The organism is Cupriavidus sp. 09_S30, assembly GCF_056930435.1.
The window spans coordinates 694,913-712,406 of record NZ_JBXOWI010000002.1 but is presented as its reverse complement, the minus strand read 5'-3'; the positions used below and the strand labels follow the sequence as shown (position 1 = coordinate 712,406).

Annotated in this window: 17 protein-coding genes and 2 pseudogenes; 9 read left to right on the top strand and 10 right to left on the bottom strand. The window is 63.0% G+C overall.

Features of this window, described 5'->3' with window-relative positions; all coding sequences use genetic code 11:
* The first annotated feature begins 66 nt into the window (after positions 1 to 66).
* From AC1Z3O_RS23385 to AC1Z3O_RS23375, 3 genes are all read left to right on the top strand, one after another.
* A complete protein-coding gene (locus tag AC1Z3O_RS23385; RefSeq protein ID WP_483518251.1) occupies positions 67 to 843 on the top strand; it encodes an enoyl-CoA hydratase/isomerase family protein in 777 nt (258 codons plus the stop codon).
* Positions 844 to 865: 22 nt separating this feature from the next.
* Entirely contained in the window at positions 866 to 2,080 is a 1,215-nt protein-coding gene (locus AC1Z3O_RS23380) for a CaiB/BaiF CoA transferase family protein (protein WP_483521938.1), read from the top strand.
* 286 nt (positions 2,081 to 2,366) lie between these two features.
* Positions 2,367 to 2,660 carry a hypothetical protein gene (locus tag AC1Z3O_RS23375; RefSeq protein WP_483518250.1) on the top strand — a complete coding sequence of 98 codons (294 nt, stop codon included), beginning with the start codon at positions 2,367 to 2,369 and terminating at the stop codon, positions 2,658 to 2,660.
* A gap of 258 nt (positions 2,661 to 2,918) precedes the next feature.
* On the opposite strand, the gene AC1Z3O_RS23370 is transcribed toward AC1Z3O_RS23375, so the two are convergent.
* Complete coding sequence (locus AC1Z3O_RS23370; RefSeq protein WP_483518249.1) at positions 2,919 to 3,596, bottom strand: carbonic anhydrase; 678 nt, start codon at positions 3,594 to 3,596, stop codon at positions 2,919 to 2,921.
* A gap of 282 nt (positions 3,597 to 3,878) precedes the next feature.
* Here AC1Z3O_RS23370 and AC1Z3O_RS23365 point away from each other — a divergent pair, with 282 nt between their 5' ends.
* Genes AC1Z3O_RS23365 through AC1Z3O_RS23355 form a run of 3 tightly spaced genes read left to right on the top strand, consistent with a single transcriptional unit; the run spans position 3,879 to position 4,612 of the window.
* Positions 3,879 to 4,124, top strand: coding sequence for a hypothetical protein (locus AC1Z3O_RS23365; protein ID WP_483518248.1), 246 nt, complete (start codon positions 3,879 to 3,881; stop codon positions 4,122 to 4,124).
* Between the two features lie 45 nt (positions 4,125 to 4,169).
* Positions 4,170 to 4,400, top strand: coding sequence for a hypothetical protein (locus AC1Z3O_RS23360; protein WP_483518247.1), 231 nt, complete (start codon positions 4,170 to 4,172; stop codon positions 4,398 to 4,400).
* Positions 4,397 to 4,612: an ion channel gene (locus AC1Z3O_RS23355; RefSeq protein WP_483518246.1), complete on the top strand. Its 216-nt coding sequence runs from the start codon at positions 4,397 to 4,399 to the stop codon at positions 4,610 to 4,612. The genes AC1Z3O_RS23360 and AC1Z3O_RS23355 overlap by 4 nt, the downstream gene beginning before the upstream one ends.
* A 451-nt stretch (positions 4,613 to 5,063) precedes the next feature.
* Here AC1Z3O_RS23355 and AC1Z3O_RS23350 read toward each other — a convergent pair whose 3' ends face one another.
* Positions 5,064 to 5,378: a phosphotransferase gene (locus tag AC1Z3O_RS23350; protein WP_483518245.1), complete on the bottom strand. Its 315-nt coding sequence runs from the start codon at positions 5,376 to 5,378 to the stop codon at positions 5,064 to 5,066.
* A 119-nt stretch (positions 5,379 to 5,497) separates the two neighbouring features.
* Positions 5,498 to 5,614: pseudogene (locus AC1Z3O_RS23345) on the bottom strand (MFS transporter); the annotation flags it as partial.
* A gap of 299 nt (positions 5,615 to 5,913) precedes the next feature.
* Between AC1Z3O_RS23345 and AC1Z3O_RS23340 the strand changes: the two are divergent.
* Positions 5,914 to 6,096 (top strand): DUF6537 domain-containing protein, encoded by a 183-nt coding sequence (locus AC1Z3O_RS23340; RefSeq protein WP_483521936.1) that lies wholly within the window; start codon positions 5,914 to 5,916, stop codon positions 6,094 to 6,096.
* 55 nt (positions 6,097 to 6,151) lie between these two features.
* A complete protein-coding gene (prpC, locus tag AC1Z3O_RS23335; RefSeq protein ID WP_483518244.1) occupies positions 6,152 to 7,309 on the top strand; it encodes a bifunctional 2-methylcitrate synthase/citrate synthase in 1,158 nt (385 codons plus the stop codon).
* Positions 7,310 to 7,771: 462 nt separating this feature from the next.
* On the opposite strand, the gene AC1Z3O_RS23330 is transcribed toward prpC, so the two are convergent.
* The 7 genes and pseudogenes from AC1Z3O_RS23330 to AC1Z3O_RS23300 all read right to left on the bottom strand — a co-directional run bounded on the left by AC1Z3O_RS23330 (position 7,772) and on the right by AC1Z3O_RS23300 (position 15,548).
* Complete coding sequence (locus AC1Z3O_RS23330) at positions 7,772 to 9,484, bottom strand: long-chain fatty acid--CoA ligase (RefSeq protein WP_483518243.1); 1,713 nt, start codon at positions 9,482 to 9,484, stop codon at positions 7,772 to 7,774.
* A 48-nt stretch (positions 9,485 to 9,532) separates the two neighbouring features.
* Positions 9,533 to 9,790: pseudogene (locus AC1Z3O_RS23325) on the bottom strand (alpha/beta hydrolase); the annotation flags it as partial.
* A 193-nt stretch (positions 9,791 to 9,983) separates the two neighbouring features.
* A complete protein-coding gene (locus tag AC1Z3O_RS23320; protein WP_483518242.1) occupies positions 9,984 to 11,327 on the bottom strand; it encodes an MFS transporter in 1,344 nt (447 codons plus the stop codon).
* An 11-nt stretch (positions 11,328 to 11,338) separates the two neighbouring features.
* Positions 11,339 to 12,163 (bottom strand): SDR family NAD(P)-dependent oxidoreductase, encoded by an 825-nt coding sequence (locus AC1Z3O_RS23315; RefSeq protein WP_483518241.1) that lies wholly within the window; start codon positions 12,161 to 12,163, stop codon positions 11,339 to 11,341.
* Positions 12,164 to 12,192: 29 nt separating this feature from the next.
* A complete protein-coding gene (locus AC1Z3O_RS23310) occupies positions 12,193 to 13,212 on the bottom strand; it encodes an NADP-dependent oxidoreductase (RefSeq protein ID WP_483518240.1) in 1,020 nt (339 codons plus the stop codon).
* Between the two features lie 73 nt (positions 13,213 to 13,285).
* Complete coding sequence (locus AC1Z3O_RS23305; RefSeq protein ID WP_483518239.1) at positions 13,286 to 14,536, bottom strand: serine hydrolase domain-containing protein; 1,251 nt, start codon at positions 14,534 to 14,536, stop codon at positions 13,286 to 13,288.
* 4 nt (positions 14,537 to 14,540) lie between these two features.
* Positions 14,541 to 15,548 (bottom strand): NAD-dependent epimerase/dehydratase family protein, encoded by a 1,008-nt coding sequence (locus tag AC1Z3O_RS23300; protein ID WP_483518238.1) that lies wholly within the window; start codon positions 15,546 to 15,548, stop codon positions 14,541 to 14,543.
* A 783-nt stretch (positions 15,549 to 16,331) separates the two neighbouring features.
* Here AC1Z3O_RS23300 and AC1Z3O_RS23295 point away from each other — a divergent pair.
* The gene (locus AC1Z3O_RS23295) at positions 16,332 to 17,456 is read left to right on the top strand and encodes an AraC family transcriptional regulator (protein WP_483518237.1); all 1,125 of its coding nucleotides are present in this window, start codon (positions 16,332 to 16,334) and stop codon (positions 17,454 to 17,456) included.
* The last annotated feature ends 38 nt before the right edge of the window (positions 17,457 to 17,494 follow it).

Here is a 17,494-nt window from a genome sequence, read left to right as displayed (position 1 = left end):
TCGATAGCCAAGATTTTACGCATCTCGCCGCATTCTGTTCCTTGATCGCCAGCTTCCACATTCGACATGCATTCTCCCGACACTTCCCTGCTCATTGAGCGTACGGGCCACGTGACACGCGTCACGCTGAACCGCCCTCCACACAACTTCCTCGACGCTGCCCTCGTAACCGAACTGGCCGACACGCTGGAAGCGCTGGACCGCGACAACGACTGCCGCGCCATCGTGCTGGCTGCGAGCGGCAAGTCGTTCTGCGCGGGCGCGAACCTCGGCAATGGCGATGACGGCACCCAGACCAAGCGCGACCCGGAGGCACTCTACCGGCCGGCCATGCGACTGTTCCGCACGCGCAAGCCGATCGTCGCCGCGGTACAGGGCGCCGCCGTGGGCGCAGGCGTGGGATTGGCGCTGGTGGCGGATTTCCGCGTCACGTGCCAGGACGCGCGCTTTAGCGTCAATTTCAATCGCCTCGGCTTCCACCCCGGCTTCGGCCTGAGCCTCACGCTGCCGCGCCTGATCGGCGCGCAGCAGGCCGCGCTGCTCTTCTACACCGGGCGGCGCATCGACGGCGCCGCTGCCGTCGAGATCGGCCTGGCAGACGTACTGATGCCCGGCGACCAGGTGCTGTCATCGGCCATGGCGCTCGCCGCGGAAATCGCCGCCTCGGCCCCGCTCGCCGTGCAGAGCACGCGCGCGACGCTGCGCCATGGGCTGGCGGAAGACATTACCAACGCCAACCGGCACGAGCTGGCGGAACAGCTCCAGCACTTCGCCACTGCAGATTTCCGCGAAGGCGTCGCCGCGATGGCGGCACGCCGCCTACCCGATTTCAAAGGCGCCTGACGCCGCAATCCAATCCAGGAGTATTTCCGTGCAGAATCAGACCCCAACCTCCTGCGGGCCGCTCGAAGGCGTGCGCGTGCTCGACCTGTCATCCGTGGTGCTTGGCCCCATGGGGACACAGGTACTCGCCGACATGGGTGCCGACGTCATCAAGGTTGAAGCACCGAGTGGCGACATGATGCGTGCCAATGGCACCGTCACGCATCCTGGCATGAGTTCCATCTTCGTCGCCATCAACCGGAACAAGCGCTCCATCGTGCTGGACCTCAAGCTCGACGAGGACCGCAACGTGCTGCGCCAGCTCATCAAGACCGCCGACGTGCTGGTCCACAATATGCGCGTCCCGGCCATCGAGCGCCTCGGCTTCGGCTACCAGGATGTCCTCGGCATCAAGCCGAATATCGTTTACTGCGCCGCGACCGGATTCGGCCAGGACGGACCAGACCGGGAAAAGCCTGCCTTCGACGACATCATCCAGGCAGGCAGCGGCCTGGTCGGCGCGAACGCCATCGGCCACGCGGCGCCGGACTACCTGCCCAGCCTGATCGCCGACAAGACCGCAGGGCTGGCGGTGGCCAACGCCATCCTGGGCGCCTTGTTCTACCGTGAGCGCCACGGCAAAGGACAGTACGTCGAGGTACCGATGCTCGAGACCATGGCCGCCTTCGTGCTCGCCGAGCACATGGGCGGCATGGCGTTTCCCGGCTCGAAGACGCCGGCCGGCTACCAGCGCCTGCTCGAAGGCGGCCGCAAACCGCTGCGCACCGCCGACGGCTGGATCAGCATGCTGCCCTACACAGAGAAGCACTGGGACGCCTTCTTCCGGGAGGCAGGCCGCGACGACCTGGCCGAGCGCTACGACATCGCCGACAGGATCGAACGGAACCGCTACATCAAGGAGATCTACGCGCATCTCCGCGAGATCGCCCTCACCCGCACCACCACCCAGTGGATGGAGACCTGCGAGCGGCTCGACATCCCCGCCACCCCCATTTACACGCTGGACGAACTGCCGGAGCACCCGCACCTGAAAGCCGTCGGCCTCTTCGAGACCTCGGAACACCCGCTGCTGGGCACCATCCGGCAGGTTCGCCCGGCGGCGCGCTACAGCCTCACTCCCCTGTCAATTCGCCGGCCGGCGCCTACGCTTGGGCAGGACACAGAAACGGTGCTGCGTGAGCTGGGCATCTCAGAGGCGGGGATTCAGAGGGTGTCAGGCAAACGAGCGGGAAGCTGAAGCGCTCGGGAGGTTTCGACAATTGGGAGGCCCGCGCGGGTGCGGGCACAGGGGACGCCGCCGCCATGCTCCCCAGCCCGCCGCACTGATCGTGCCGATGGCGGTTGTCGCTTGGCGGCGGAGTCGATCGACATCGCCATGCGCGGGAAGTCACGAAGTATCATACGGAAACGCTTTGGACGCCCGTGCTAGGTATCGTCTTCTCGTTGCTGTGAATACAGCGACCGGGTTTAGCAGCCCGTGCAACGTAGGCGGACAACCGCATCCCTCCCAAGGAGCCCCGCCCATGCCAAAGCACACCCGCTACGGACTCACCGCCGAACACAGCGGCTCGTCCCTCTTCCTCACCACCCACTTCCCGCTCGAATCCCCGCTGACCGTCGCCGCGGAAAAGGCCGCGCAACTGCACGGCCTGCTGTTCATGGCCAGCGACTACGCCGCCAGCCGCGATACCTTCGCCGCGCTGGAACCGGCGATCCAGGCCGGCATCCTGGCGCTGGCTTCCGCACTGGCGCACGAGACGCTGGTGTTGAGTGAGATGGCGGTGCTGCATGGGCCGGAGCAGGCTGGCGATAGCTAGCGTCCGGGGCGTTAGCGCGCCGGATTCCTGTCACCTCCGCAATCCGGCGGGCCCGGCAGGACTTCATTCCGACCGCCCAATGGGAATTCCGGGCGGCCTCGGTCCAGCGATCGCCCGGCCCGACTTGCGCGCGAATAGTGTCGGCTGAAAACACTAGGGCTGGCTTCCGCTGGATACTTCTTTTGCCTCGGCGCGACAACGCGGCGGAGCGCACCGGTCGCGTCCTGAGGCGCCATCGACATCGTCCTTGATGCACCTTTACCGCGCTCGTGTGGCAAGGCGCGCAATGATCCGGTCAGCCATCGCCCGGTCGATGACTTCGAATGAGCGGCTCGTGCGTTCGTAGGCATACATGGCGCCAGTCGCGATGTCGAACCACCAACCGATCAATACCATTGCCCCGGCATTGACCTGCTGGTGGACGATCGGGTATGTCATCAGATGCTCAAGCTGCACAAGTACGTTGAGTTGCGACAATTGATCGTGCGGTTTCAGCCTGTCATCGAGCGGACCTTCGTGTTCGAGGCGAAATGCGGCGTTGTTGGCGTGGTACAGCCATTTATCGAGGTTCGGCGCTTTCAGCTTGGCGTTGCGCGTATATACGGCTTTCATCGCACCGCACTCGGAATGCCCGCACACAACAATATTCGCGACTTTCAATACCAGCACTGCGTACTCGATCGCGCTTGCCTCGGAAAGGTCACCGGTAGAGGCACCCTCCGCAGTCGCCGGTGGTATCAGGTTGCCGACGTTGCGCATTGTGAACAGGTCGCCCGGATGGGTCGAGGCAAGCAGGTCGGGCACAACCCGGCTGTCCGAGCACGTGATGAAGAGCGCGTCAGGTGTCTGCGCAAGCGCCAGTTTGCTGAACTGCTTCGCGTACTGCGGCAGCATTTTCTCGCGGAATTCAACGATGCCCATTATGAGTTTGCGCATGGTTTGTCTCCGAAAGGCGCCCGGTCGGAACATCTTCCGGAACACTCAATATACACGTCGATTGGGTGCTCTCCGAATGGGAAAAGTGATTTCGACCAGACGGCATGAGGGCTGCCGCGCAATGTGCTAACGCCGCGGGATAGACCGCCGAACGTCTACGTGCGGCGACGCTCAATACGGTGCCAGTCGAGGCTTGCGCGGGTGCGCGCAACTCTATACACCCGTCACACGCGGTCCGGCGAATCTGGCTGCGACATGTGCGAGCCGGGGGGAGAGGTCACCATGGCTATTCGTACCACGCGCGAAGCGCTGTCGCGCATTTTCTACCAGCGCTGTTTTTGGCTGTTTGTTGTGCTGCTCACGCTCATCGGTGCGGTGTCGTTTGTCCCTGCGAGCGACAGCGGCCGCCTCATCCTGAACGTCGTCAATATGTTCCTCCTGATAGCGACCGTGGCAGCGGTCCGCCGCACGACCCTGTCGTTCGTGATCGCGCTGTTACTTGCCATTCCGGCCATGTGGTTCCAGTAGCTCGGACTGTGGCACGACGACGACAGCAGCCTTGCCGTCTCCTGGATGTTCAGCGGCGCACTCTATTTCATCAGTGCCGCGTATCTTCTCCGCTATGTTTTCCAGCCCAGGATCATGACGCCGGACAAGCTGTTTGGCGCCGCAGCGGCGTATCTGTTGATCGGCGTCCTCTGGGCGTACGTCTACGCGAGCATCGGATTCTTCTACCCGCACTCGTATATGGTCGTCGGGCAGCCGGATCGGCTCTTTATGACGACGCGCTTTACTTCAGCATGACCGTCCTCACGAGCACAGGCTTCGGCGACATCACGCCACTCACGCGCGCGGCACGCGGCATGTGCATGTTGGAACAGATCACCGGCAGCTTGTTCGTCGCGATCCTGATCGCCCGTCTCGCCGGCGTTTACCCCCCCCCCCCCCCCCCCCCCCCCCCGCGAGAGTTATACCGACGACAGATCCGAAGAGCTTGGGAAGCGTTAGGGCAATGAGAGGATGCAGTAATGATGACGGCAGGGGCGGCACTTCAACCGCACTGACGGGTCCAGCCGGCCTGGTCGAGCGCGACGAATCACCAATTCCCGACCCTGTGCCGGGCCTTGTGGCGGTGGTGCGTAGCAGCGTGTGGAGCGCTGCCGCGAAGTCGGGCCTAGTGGCGGCAGTGGGTTGAAGCGGAAGCTTGGTTGCCGGGGTAGCGGCCGCTTTCGGCTGCGAAGAGGAGACGATCGGCTTGCGGCGCGTCGCGGGCCCTTTCCGGCCAGTTTGAGTCAGTCGCCCGCCTACCCTCGATGACCGAGTTGACCGAAAAGCCGACAGCCACCTGAACAGCACGAATGGCCGCTAGCGAGGCCAAAACGGCCTCTAAACGCTGTGGGCCCGGGCGGAAGTACGCATCGGCAAAGTTCAGCCTGACGGCCTGGTGACGCAGGCGTAAGCCATCTGTTATCTCCCGATGGCAATTGGATTGAAGAATACGAACAGTTCCCAGTCCAGACCGGCCAGCACCCGAGGTTCTACAGGGCGGAAGATCATGTTGTCGGCCCGGAAGTCGCCATGGGTGATGGCAACCTCAGCGACAGCAGGCAGATGCTGTGGCAACCAGTCGACCAGCCGGTCCATCGCCGGATGCCGGCCGGCCAGCTCGTCGCTCAGGTACTGCCCCGACCAGCGTGCCAGCTGACGAGCAACATAGCCGCCCGCCTTGCCGTAATCGCCGAGGCCGATCGCCGTGTGCAGCCTGGCCAGCGTCGCGTTCATCGCATCCGTATAGGCGGCGTGTGCGCAGACAGTAGGTGGGATTAGACTGCCCGCCCTTGAACTGGTCGGTCGTCAGCGGTCCGGGATATCCCGCCACATTCTGCGCCATCCAGCGTTCCAATCAGCCACATCGAGAGCAGGACAGTCGGCTTGCGGCCGCGGCGGTCGGCATATGCGCCGATCACCAGCCCGCCAAGCGGGCGCATCAGGTAGCCCGCGCCGAACGTGCCGAAGGGTTTCCGCGCTCGAAAGACGAGTGATCCGCAATCTTCCTCAAGCGGGCCGCCACCTTCACGCACAGCCCCTCCTTGATCACTCGGCGCAATTTGCGACAAGCGCCGTTGTGATGACGATAAGACACCGCGCACATACACTTCTATATAGGAGTTATCATTTGGAAGTAGTGCTCTTCTCGGCAAATTCGTTATTTTGCTTGACTATTTCCAGGTCGACTCTCTACAGTTGTCATCAATACCTATACAGGAGTTGAGCAAATGCCGAGAGCCATCGTACTCAACCGGGCCGACAACGTGAGCTGCTTGCGTACAAGGATGAATACGAGGTCGCTCGTTTTCACTCGTCGCCTGAGGTCGTGGAGAGCCTGAAGCAGCAGTTCGAAGGCGACTTCCGCATCGCGTTCAGCCTGGCGCCGCCGATGGTGGCCCGCAAGGACGAGATGACTTGGACACAAGAGACAAGATGGCCCGGCGAGTCCTAACCGCTTTTACTGCCGCGTGCAGGCCAATACAGACATCACACCAAGGAGACTCTCGATGTCAGAAGCTCAACCGCAAGTTACCCCCAAACTTAAGAAATCCGTCGCCCTGTCAGGTGTGACCGCCGGCAACACCGCGCTGTGCTCGGTCGGCCGCACCGGCAATGATCTGCACTATCGCGGCTACGACATCCTCGACATTTCCGACGCGTGCGAATTCGAAGAGATTGCCCACCTGCTGGTGCACGGCAAGCTGCCCACAGTGGCCGAACTGCGCGCCTACAAGGCCAAGCTCAAGGCCCTGCGCGGCCTGCCCGCCAACGTCAAGGCGGCGCTGGAATGGGTGCCCGCCAGCGCCCACCCGATGGACGTGATGCGCACCGGCGTCTCCGTACTGGGCACCGTGCTGCCGGAGAAGGAAGACCACAACGCCCCGGGCGCGCGCGACATCGCCGACCGCCTGATGGCGAGCCTCGGCTCGATGCTGCTGTATTGGTACCACTACAGCCACAACGGACGGCGCATCGAGGTCGAGACCGACGACGACACCATCGGCGCCCACTTCCTGCATCTGCTGCACGGCGAGAAGCCCTCGGCGCTGTGGGAGCGCGCCATGCACACCTCGCTGATCCTGTACGCGGAGCACGAGTTCAACGCCTCGACCTTCACCGGCCGCGTGATCGCTGGCACGGGCTCGGACATGTACTCGTCCATCTGCGGGGCGATCGGCGCGCTGCGCGGCCCCAAGCACGGCGGCGCCAATGAAGTGGCGTTCGAGATCCAGAAGCGTTACGAGACCCCAGATGAAGCCGAGGCCGACATCACGCGCCGCGTCGAGAACAAGGAAGTGGTGATCGGCTTCGGCCACCCGGTGTATGCCGTTTCCGACCCGCGCAATCAGGTGATCAAGGAAGTGGCGCGCAAGCTGTCCAAGGACGCCGGCTCGATGAAGATGTTCGACATTGCCGAGCGCCTGGAGACGGTGATGGGGGACATCAAGAAGATGTTCGCGAACCTGGACTGGTTCAGCGCCGTCAGCTACCACATGATGGGCGTGCCGACCGCGATGTTCACCCCGCTGTTCGTGCTCGCGCGCATCTCGGGCTGGACGGGGCACATCATTGAGCAGCGCGCCGACAACAAAATCATCCGACCGAGCGCCAACTACACCGGGCCAGAAGACCAGAAGTTCGTACCGCTAGAGGAGCGCAAATAGGACGCCGGATGTCGCGTCGCGTCGCGTAACCATCAGAACTCATCTGCCCAAACTATTTGCTGTGTGCCACCGGTGCTAACTGATGGTTGCGCTTTTAACACCTGCTGAAGAGGGTCTGCCGGAATTCGCAATTTTGCGCTGCGGCGCACAACGTCAAATCTTGGCATGCCTCTCTTCGCGTTTCAGCGGGGCGCCGCCCGGAAGCATTGGCGCTGTCCGAAATGGCGATGCGAATGTGGCTCATTGCCCGGCAAGCAGTCAGCCGAATTGTTCCGTCTCTTGATTTCGTCCGCAACAGTTCATGCTGGTTCATGTGTCGCAGACACATTCGCATGCCCGAATTTGATTGCAGCGCTACCTCGCCTTTCCTAACGTAACCCACAACTTCCAACCGTGCCGCCCCCTCGCCCTACACCACGTCGCCGCACTCTCCCAAGGCAGCCGCAGTAGTCGGCACACCACCTAGGCCGACGCCTGCAACGCGCCTATGCTGCGGACATTTTCCGCTTCCTGCAATTGGCGCCACATCACCTTGCCAGTGCCAGATTTAGGCAGCGCATCGACGAATTCGACCACGCGCGGGTACTTGTAGGCGGCCATGTTTTCCTTGGCCCACTCGACGATGTCCTCGGCCTTGGTCTTGCCCCTGGCATGCGCGCGCAGCACCACCACGGCCTTGACGGTTTCGCCGCGATACGCGTCGCGCGTACCGATGATGCAGGCCTCCTGCACGTCCGGATGCTTGTACAGCAGGTTTTCGACTTCAGCCGGCCACACCTTGAAGCCCGACGCGTTGATCATGCGCTTAAGGCGATCGGTGATGAAGAAGTAGCCCTCTTCGTCCACGCGGCCTAGGTCGCCAGTGCGGAAGAATGTCTTGCCCTCGAACTTAATGAAGGCCTCGCGCGTCGCGTCTTCATTGCCCCAGTATCCCTTGAACACTTGCGGCCCGGACACGATGATCTCTCCGATCTCATTGGGCGGCACCTCCTTGAGCGTGACCGGGTCGACCACGCGCGCATCGGTGTTGAAGACCGGCACGCCCAAGCACTGCAGCTTGGGACGGTCAAAGGGATTGTAGTGGGTTGGCGCCATCGTCTCCGACAGGCCGTAGCCTTCAAGGTAGTTCAGTCCGAACTGCTCGCGCAGGCGCTCGGCAACGGCCTCCGGCATGGCCGCGCCGCCGCCGCCGATATAGAGCAGGCTCGACAGGTCGAACTGCGCTAAGTTGGGGTTGTTAAGGAAGTCAATCACCATGGTGGTGATGTTTGTCCAGTGCGTAATCTGGTGGCGCGAGATCAGGCGGCCGGCCGCCTCCCGGTCCCAGCGCGGCAGCATCACCACCGTGGCACCGCTGTGGATGGGGCCGTTCATCCCGAGTTGCATGCCGGTAACGTGAAACAGTGGGAGCACCGACAGGATCACCGACTCCGCGCTGGTTCGGGTCCAGATTGAACCGCCGATGGCGTTGTGCATTACCGAGCGGTGCGTGTGGATGCAGCCCTTCGGGAAGCCCGTGGTGCCCGACGTGTAGGGCATCACCGCCATGTCGTCAGGTCTGGCCGTGTGCGGCCCTGGCTGAAGGCCGGCGCCGATCGCTTCGGCCCACGGCGTGGCACCGGCCGGCAGCGGGTGCTGGGTAGTCAGCCAGGCGGCCTGGGCGTCTTCAGCATGCTCATGAGTCGCCGGCAGTGCGTCCGAATATTGCGTCACCAGCAGATGATGCAGGCGCTCGGCCGGCGCCAGTTCGGACAGCGCCTGCTCGACGCCGCCCCCCAGCTCCGCGGTGCAGATGGCCACGCGCGCACCAGCATCGGTGACGTAGTGCTTGAACTCCTCAGTGCGATTCATCGGGTTGACCGGCACCACCACGGCATCGGCACGCAGGATCGCGTAGTAGCTGATGATGAACTGCGGGCAATTCTGCATGTAGAGCAGCACCCGGTCGCCCTTCTTCACGCCCGCCTTTTGCTGCAGCCAGCCAGCGAGGGCCACGGCTTCCGCTTCCAGTTCACTGAACGTGAACACCCTGTCAAAATAGTGGATCGCGGCCTTGTCCGGATAGCGGTGGGCAGATACTTCCAGGTTGTACCAGAGCGAGGTCTCAGGCAACACGACCTGGGTCGGTAAGAATTTTGGCCAGAAGTGGAAGTGCGGGCGAGCAGCGGTCTGCATCGAAGCGTCTCCAAAATTATGAGTTCAACCTTGGGTGATCGAATCAAACTACGAAATCAACAACGCCGGACCTCCCACTCCCTCCAGTCTGGCAATCAACTGCTCAGCCATTGGCCAGGGGCCGTAGCCCGAGGTTGGGTTGAGGTGCTCGACTTTGCCCAGATCGACGAGGTCACTAGCCCTGGCATGCGCCAGTTCCACAAGCCGGGACAATTCCCTCAAGGGATCGTTCTGGCTGGTGGCTACCAGGCTAGGGAATGGCAGCCGCTGACGCGGTACCGGAAGCCAGCCGCCAGCCTCGACGGCGTGGCACGCATTGACGGGCGCGTATAAAAGTCCCGCGACTGCCTCAGCTTAGAGGCAGACGTGGGACGCGTTCGTTGACAAGGCCACGGGCCTCTTACGTACGCAGCTACCAGGTTCGAGCCTATCCAAGCGTACCGACATCTATCTGACGACCGCTGGGCCCCTGCCCAGGCCAGCCCAGGCCGGGGGATCCTCAGCCCTGCAGGGCCACCACGGCTTCCGGGAGGGAAGCAGCCTTCAGCTCGACGTTCGCCAGTTGGCGCGTGTCGGACTCGTAGCTGCGGGCGGCCAGCCAGAAGCTAAGCGTCGCAAGCACACCAAACGCCGGCATGGCCATCAGCGCCGTTTGCAATCCCCAAGCATCAGATATCGCGCCCCCCACAAAGGGACCAACGGCCAAGCCAAACAGGTTCTGGAATAGCGACAGCACTGCGGCTCCTGTGGAACGCATGCCCGGATGGACAACGTCAAGCACAACGTCGGCTGTCGGGGCTACCGAGCAGGTCATCAGGAAGCCGCCGATGAGAATAAGCACGAATTGGGGCTGAAATCCGGTGACGACCGCACCACTGAACGCTGCCACGAACAAGAACGGGGTCACGATGCACAAGGCGGCACAAAGGACCAGCTTGTTACGCGGTTTGCGCAAGCTGACGCGATCCGAAACGAACCCCCAGATGAAGACTCCTAACGCACCGCTCAGTACGACCATTGACGCTAGCGCCCCCGCCTTGGCCGGGGCAATACCGTAGACGCGGTTCAGGTAACTCGGTGTCCATGCCCAAATCGTGGATACCACGGTAACCTGGAAGGCTTGGCCCAAGCACGTCCACCATAAGGACGGCGAGTTCAGCATTGCCTTCGTGATGTGGCTAATCACGCTCCCGGCGGAGCGCTTGCCTTCTTCAAGCTGGGGTGTCAGCGCTACCGTCTTGTAATCGGGCACTAGCAAGTACAGCAGGGCCAACACCAGCCCTGGCACCCCGACCACACCGAACGCCGATTGCCAACCCCATTTGGCTGCAATCAGGCCGCCGAGCAGCACACCGAGCACTGCGCCCGCAGAGGCGGCGGCAAAGAAGGCGCCAAGCAGCCTGGAGCGCAAACGCTTCGGAAACAGGCCGGCGATTAGCGCCGCGCCCACCGAGCCATAGCCGGTCTCTCCAAGGCCCACCACCGCGCGCGCGGCAAAAAGCTGCGAATAGTTGCGTGTGAACAGGCAGGAGATCGTCGCCAGGCTCCAGAGCCCGGCCATCAAGGCAATACTCTTGACCCGGCTCACGCGATCCGCGATCAGTGCGACCGGCAGGCCGCCTATCGCGACGACAATGGGGATGATCGAGACAAGCCCACCGAGTTCCTTGTCGGACAGACCCCAGGCCGCTTTCAGTTGGGGAAACAGCGACACGACCACCTGACGGTCGATATAGTCAAACAACATCAGCGCGAAGCTCATCCAAAAGGCAAACCAGGCTCGCCCCCGGCTAACCAGATAGTCGTCCCCAGCGCCGCTTTGCAAATCAGCCGGTAGGTTCATCCTTGTCTCCTTTACTGAAAGCGGTCCAGTGCCTCCAGAATCCGCCCGAATCGTTTTTCTAATCCGGTCCTCATTCGTGTGGGCGTGAAGACATAGAACTCGCCCGCACGAATGGCGACGAGCACTTGTTCGGCCACCTTCTGCGGTGCCGTTCCCGCGGCGATAGTCGCCCGCAGGCGCTCAGACGAATGGCTGGAGCGCTCGGCGATTGGCGTCGCCACCGGTCCCGGACACAAGACCGAAACGCCTACACACGTTTCACAAAGCTCTTGCTCGAGCGCCTCGGACAGGGCCACCACGCTGGATTTGGTGGCGGCGTAAGCGCCCATCTGGATGTCGCTGTTCACCCAGAAGCCTGCGCCCGAGGCGGTATTCACGACATGGGCCGCTTCGCCATGGCGGCGCAGGAGCGGCACGAAATGGCGGATGCCATGGATCACGCCGAATACGTTGACACCGAAGACGCGCTTCCAGTCTTCCTCGGACAGCGATTCCAACGTGCCGCTCATGTCGATGCCGGCGTTGTTGAATAGCAGGTGGATCTTTCCCAGTTGCGCTTCGAATTCTGCTGCCGCGGCACGCACGTCGGCGTCGATGGATACGTCGAGCACGCGCGTGACGATGCGCCGGCCGCTTGCGACAAGTGCGGCGCGCGCGGCGTCGAGCGCGCCGCCATCGATGTCGGCCAGCGCGAGATCGACGCCCTGCGCAGCCAGCGCGTGCGCCAGCGCCAGGCCAATGCCGGAAGCCGCCCCGGTGATGATTGCCGCTTTGCCGCGGAGGTCGGCGAATCCCGGAGGCGCCCCTTTGTCAGTGGTGGTGGTTTCGCGGGTCATAGGAGTCCTTGGTGGTTGGGATCCGGCATTCAGCCGAGCGCGGGCTCGGGCGACAGCCGAACGAGCTGCTTACCGATGTTTGCGCCGGTAAAGATGCGGTTCAGCGCCGCGGGCGCGTTCTCGATGCCATCGACAATATCGACCCGGTATTTGATCAGGCCGTCCTTAACCCATTGCACCATGTCATCGAGGGCCTGCGGAAATTTCGGGAAATAGTCGGCGATCAGGAAACCCTCGACCCGCGCACGCTTCATGATGATGTTGTGGAACTTCTTCGGGCTCCACCACTCTCCGCTGGCGTTGTAGGTCGAAATCATGCCGCACAGCGCGACACGCGCGCCAACGTTCAGGTGCGTGAGGACCGCGTCCATCACGTCCCCGCCGACGTTCTCAAAGTCCACATCGATGCCGTTCGGGCAAGCCGAGCGAAGATCGGCCAGCACATTGCCGCGTTTGTAGTCGACACAAGCATCCAGGCCGAACTCTTCTGTCGCCAGCCGGCACTTGTGCTCGCCGCCGGCAATCCCGACGACCCGGCAGCCCAGTATCTTCCCGATCTGTCCCGCAATCGAACCAACACCGCCTGCTGCTGCCGAAACCACCAGCGTTTCGCCGGCCTTCGGCTTGGCGATATCGAGCAGGCCGAAGTAGGCGGTCATGCCAGAATTGCCCAGCACGCTGGCAAAGGCGTGCAGGGGCAGGCCGTACTCCACCGGAATCCGGCGCGCGTGCTTGGTGACCGAGTATTCTTCCCAGGCCATGCCGCCCTCGACGATGTCGCCCGGCTTGAATTGGGGGTGGTTCGACTCGACCACAACGCCCATGGTTCCGCCGCGCATGACTTCGCCGATCGCAACGGGGGCCATGTACTGATCGATGTCGCTCATCCACACACGGTTGGTCGGTGCCACCATCAGGTAGACGTTGCGCACCAGGATCTCACCGTCGCGCGGCTGCGGTATCGGTGCCTCGACGAGCTGGAGATCGGTCTCTCTGATGTCGCCACTCGGGCGCTGCCTGAGAATCCAGCGTCGGTTCTTCGTTGCCATGCTTATACCTCCAGACTTTGTCCTTGATGGCGGCCGTAGCAGGTCGCCGGTGCACTAGTTTTCTGCATATCGCTCAGTCTTCCAGCGCCCCGTAAACGACGTTGCGCAGGAAGGTCCGGTACCACGTGCGGATGGTCATGTCGTTCTCCTGCAGCATCAGGATCGTGATCAGCTCCTCGGCCGGGTCGGCCCAGAAATAGGTGCCGAGCGCGCCGCCCCAGTAGAAGTCGCCCACCGAGCCCGGCACCGGGCACAAGCCTTTCGCATTGCGCACGCCCACGCCAAGCCCATAGCCCTGACCGATCTCCGGCAAGGGTGCATTGATACCCAGGCCCCGCGTCGAGCTGCCATAGGCGAGCTCAGCCGGCAGGTGGTCGGCCAGCATCCATTCCACGCTCTTGCTTGAGAGCTGGCGGGTGCCGTCGAGCACGCCGCCGTTCAGCAGCATCTGGCAAAAGCGCGCGTAGTCGCCGGCGGTCGACAGGAGGCCGGCACCGCCGGAGAACCATTTGGGCGGATTGGCGGCGTCGTAGTCGGACAGAACACCCTTCGGGCCGGCGGGATCCTGCCTTGGCAATGCGAGGCCGGCGGTGCCCGTCTTCGCCAGGTGGAACCCGGTCGCGTGCATGCCCAGCGGACGCGCCACGCGCTCAGTAATGAAACGATCGAGGTCAGTCCCCGACACCACTTCGATGATGTGGCCAAGCACGTCGGTAGACATGCCATACTCAAAAGCCGTACCCGGCTGGCATTGCAGCGGCAGGGAGGCCAGCTTGATAGCCATCTCTGCATTGGTCTGCTGGCTGTTCAGGAGTTCGTGATTCCGATACATCCGCTGGACCAGCGAATCTCCGAACGGCCCGTACGTCAGTCCAGATGTATGACGGAACAAGTCATGTACGGTTATCGCGCGCCGCACCGGCTCGAGCACAAGATGTCGCATCCCAGTCGCCACGTCGAACTGCTCGACGCCGACTTGCATGTTGCTGAATTCGGGCAGAAAGTGCTCGACAGGATCGCTCAGTGCCAACCGGCCTTCCTCCATCAGCATCAGCGCGCCCGCGCAGACCACAGGGCGGGTCAACGCAGCAAGGCGAAAGACCGAATCGCGCTGCATCCGGCGGGACGGGTCGTTCCCCTTCTCGAATCCCATGGCTTCGAAGAAGGCGATTCTGCCCCGGCGCGCGATCAGGACGACGGCGCCCGGGATCCTGCCCCGTTCGACGTCGGCATCTAGCACCGCCGTGATGCGTTGCAGCCGCGGTGCGGACAGTCCGACCTGCTCCGGGGTATCGGCCATGGTCAGGGTGGAGTCGGCAACCATCGGTTCAGGCCTCCCTTACCACGGTACCGTATGCGTTTGCGGGGCCTGCGCCGTCGAGCGCTCCGCTGGCGATGCTGCTGTGGAAGAGATTGAAGGTTTCCCTCACCGCCTCAGGCAGTGGTGTGCGCGGCAGCGCGCCGATAACACGCTCCAGGGCACTGGCGTCGTAGTCCTCGGGCAGGCCCAGCGCAGGGCCGTCACAGGTGATCGTCCCGCGCGCGCCTGGTGCAACTGACTCGATGGCCCCGATCAGCTCTCGCATATCGGCCACCGTGCCGCGCATGTTGAAGACGTCTGCGCCGCTGTATTCTGCCCGTGCGCAGGCGATGAAGATGCGTGCAAGGTCGTCGGCGTAATGGATCTGGCTGCGGCCGGCGTACGGAATATGGAACGGTCGGCCCTGTGCCGCCGCCAGGATCGCCTGGGTCGGGGCCGCGGTGAGGCCAAAGTCACGGCCCACGCCGAGCACTGTCGCGGGGCGCAGGCCGATACTGGTGACGCCGCGGTCATGGAAGTACACGCGCGCCATCGCCTCCTCGGCTTGCTTGAACACACCGTAGAGAGTGTCTGGACTCCCCGGGCTGTCATGGGCGACGGCCTCCGCGTCCGGCCTTCCGTAGATTGCGATCGAAGACGCATACACGATGCGCCGGACCTGCGTGCTGCGCCGGGCCACCGCCTCGAACAGGTTCACGCCGCCCAGTACGTTGACGCGTGCTCCCAGCGGCGGATCGCTCCTGAACCTCGGATGGATCAGGGCGGCAAGATGGATGACGTGCGTGATGCGATGCGCGTCCAGGATTTCCTGCAACAGGTCCAGGTCGGCGATGTCGCCCCGGGCGAACGTCACGCGCGACAGCTCCGCGTCGTTCATCAGCAAGCGTAGCCGTTGCATATCTGAACCTGCATCGAAGGCGACCACGGGTACGTCCTCTCGCACGAGGCGCCGCACGATCCAGGCGCCGATGCAGCCCAACGCGCCGGTTACCAGAAAGCGTTCAGTACTGTGCATGGTGCCCTCCGCAGATGTTGGCCGGTACGTGCAGGAATGCCGGAAGCCGCGCCATTGTCCAAGTGCGCAGGTTGTCTTGCACATCGGGAGCTCTCCGGGCATGCGCACGGAGGGATGGAAAGACTCGCTGGTATTCATAAGGCATCATGGTTCCCCTCAAAGAACGCCGGGACAATGAATCTGAAGCGCCGGCGGCGCTAGTTCGCTACTGGCAACTATTGTGTGGAGGGAGTCGGTGCGGGGATTTGCCTGACGGGACGCACCCTTATCTATTCGGGACAGACAGGGTCAACCCGTATGCCCATCCGAATTCCTCGTGACCCGGCAGACGCTTTGGCGACGGCCGCGAGGCGGGTTGTCGGCATGCACGCACCGCATGCCCCAAAAAGTCACGCCGGTACCCGGAAAGTCAATCGCCAGACAGGGTGCCCGTTTGGTAACCGCTCCGACGGCGAAAGCTGTCGCCGACCCAGTGCGGCGGCGCAGGAGTTGTAGGCAAGAGATGAGATTGTGGCGATTTCGTTGCTGATGAAGAGTTCCACGGAACGGCACCTGGCGAGATCCGGCGCGCCGGATCTGCCGCTCTTGCAAATAGCTTTACCTGCACCACAGCATCGGGGCGCGTTCTGGCTAATCCGCCTGAGTCCAACTGTCGAGGCCGGGCATGCCGAAGTCCCCCCGAACCCCGTATAGACCACGATTGCAAGCGGCTGCACGTATCGTTAGTATTTTCCGGAGTCCCTTGGCCCGCTCCGCGTCGGCAACCTTCAGTAGAGGCTTCCCATGTATCGATTGGTTCGCAGTGCCACTCTGCAAGGCTATGCCGAGACCGCACGTGCTGTCGGGCTCGACCCGTACCAAATGCTGGCAACGGTCGGGCTTCCCCGCGCTTGTCTCGATCAGACCGACAGCCTGATCTCGGCAACCGCGGCTTGCCGGCTGCTCGAAGTCTCGGCGGCGGCGTCCGGCGTCGAGGATTTCGGTCTGCGCATGTGCGAAAAGCGCAGGTTGTCGATCCTCGGACCGCTCAGCCTGGTGATCCGCGAAGAACCGACGTTGCGCGATGCACTGAATTCGATGTTGCGATACATGTCGCTGCACAGTGAGGCGGTGCTGGTCGATATCGAAGAGAGCGCCGACACGCTGCTGATCCGCATGTCGCTGATGGTTGAGCACCAGGCACACACGCGGCAGGCGGACGAAATGGTGCTGGGTTCGCTGTTCCGGATGCTGCGCGAGCTGATCGGCCCGCACTGGCAGGCACAACGCGTGTGCTTCTTGCATGGCGCGCCGAAAGGCTTGACCAACCATATGCGGATCTTCGGCAAGGCCGTCGAGTTTGACAGCGATTTCAACGGTTTCGTGTGCGCCTCAAAGGATCTTCAGGCGGTACCGCCAGCAGCGAATCCGGAGATGGCCCAATACACCCGTGTATTCCTCGACTCGCTGCTAGCGCAAACCAAGCAGACCATGACGGAAAAGGTCCGGCGCCTTGTGTATTCCTTGCTGCCCACCGGGCAGTGTAGTGTTGAACGGGTCGCAAGCCAGCTTGGCGTTGACCGGCGCACGGTGCACCGCAGGCTGGTGCAGGAAGGAACGACCTTCAGTTGCGTCCTCGACGAGGTGCGCGAGAGCCTTGCCGTCCAGTATCTAGGGTCCAGCGAACGCGCGGTCGGCTATGTCGCGGAGTTGCTCGGTTTTTCCGTACACAGCGCCTTTGCGCGATGGTTCCGCGGCCATTTCGGCTGCAGCCCCAGCGACTGGCGGACGGCCGATGCGCAACGCACGCGAGGGCCGGCGCAAACGGGGCAAGCACCGGCGCGGATATGGCAGGAGCCCGCAACGCAAGCCGTCCCTGCCTCCGCCAGCCGCGGCGCGCAAGCAGGGTGCGACGGCAACGCAGGCTGATTACGCCCTGTGCACGTGCAGCACGGTGGCGCCGGCGT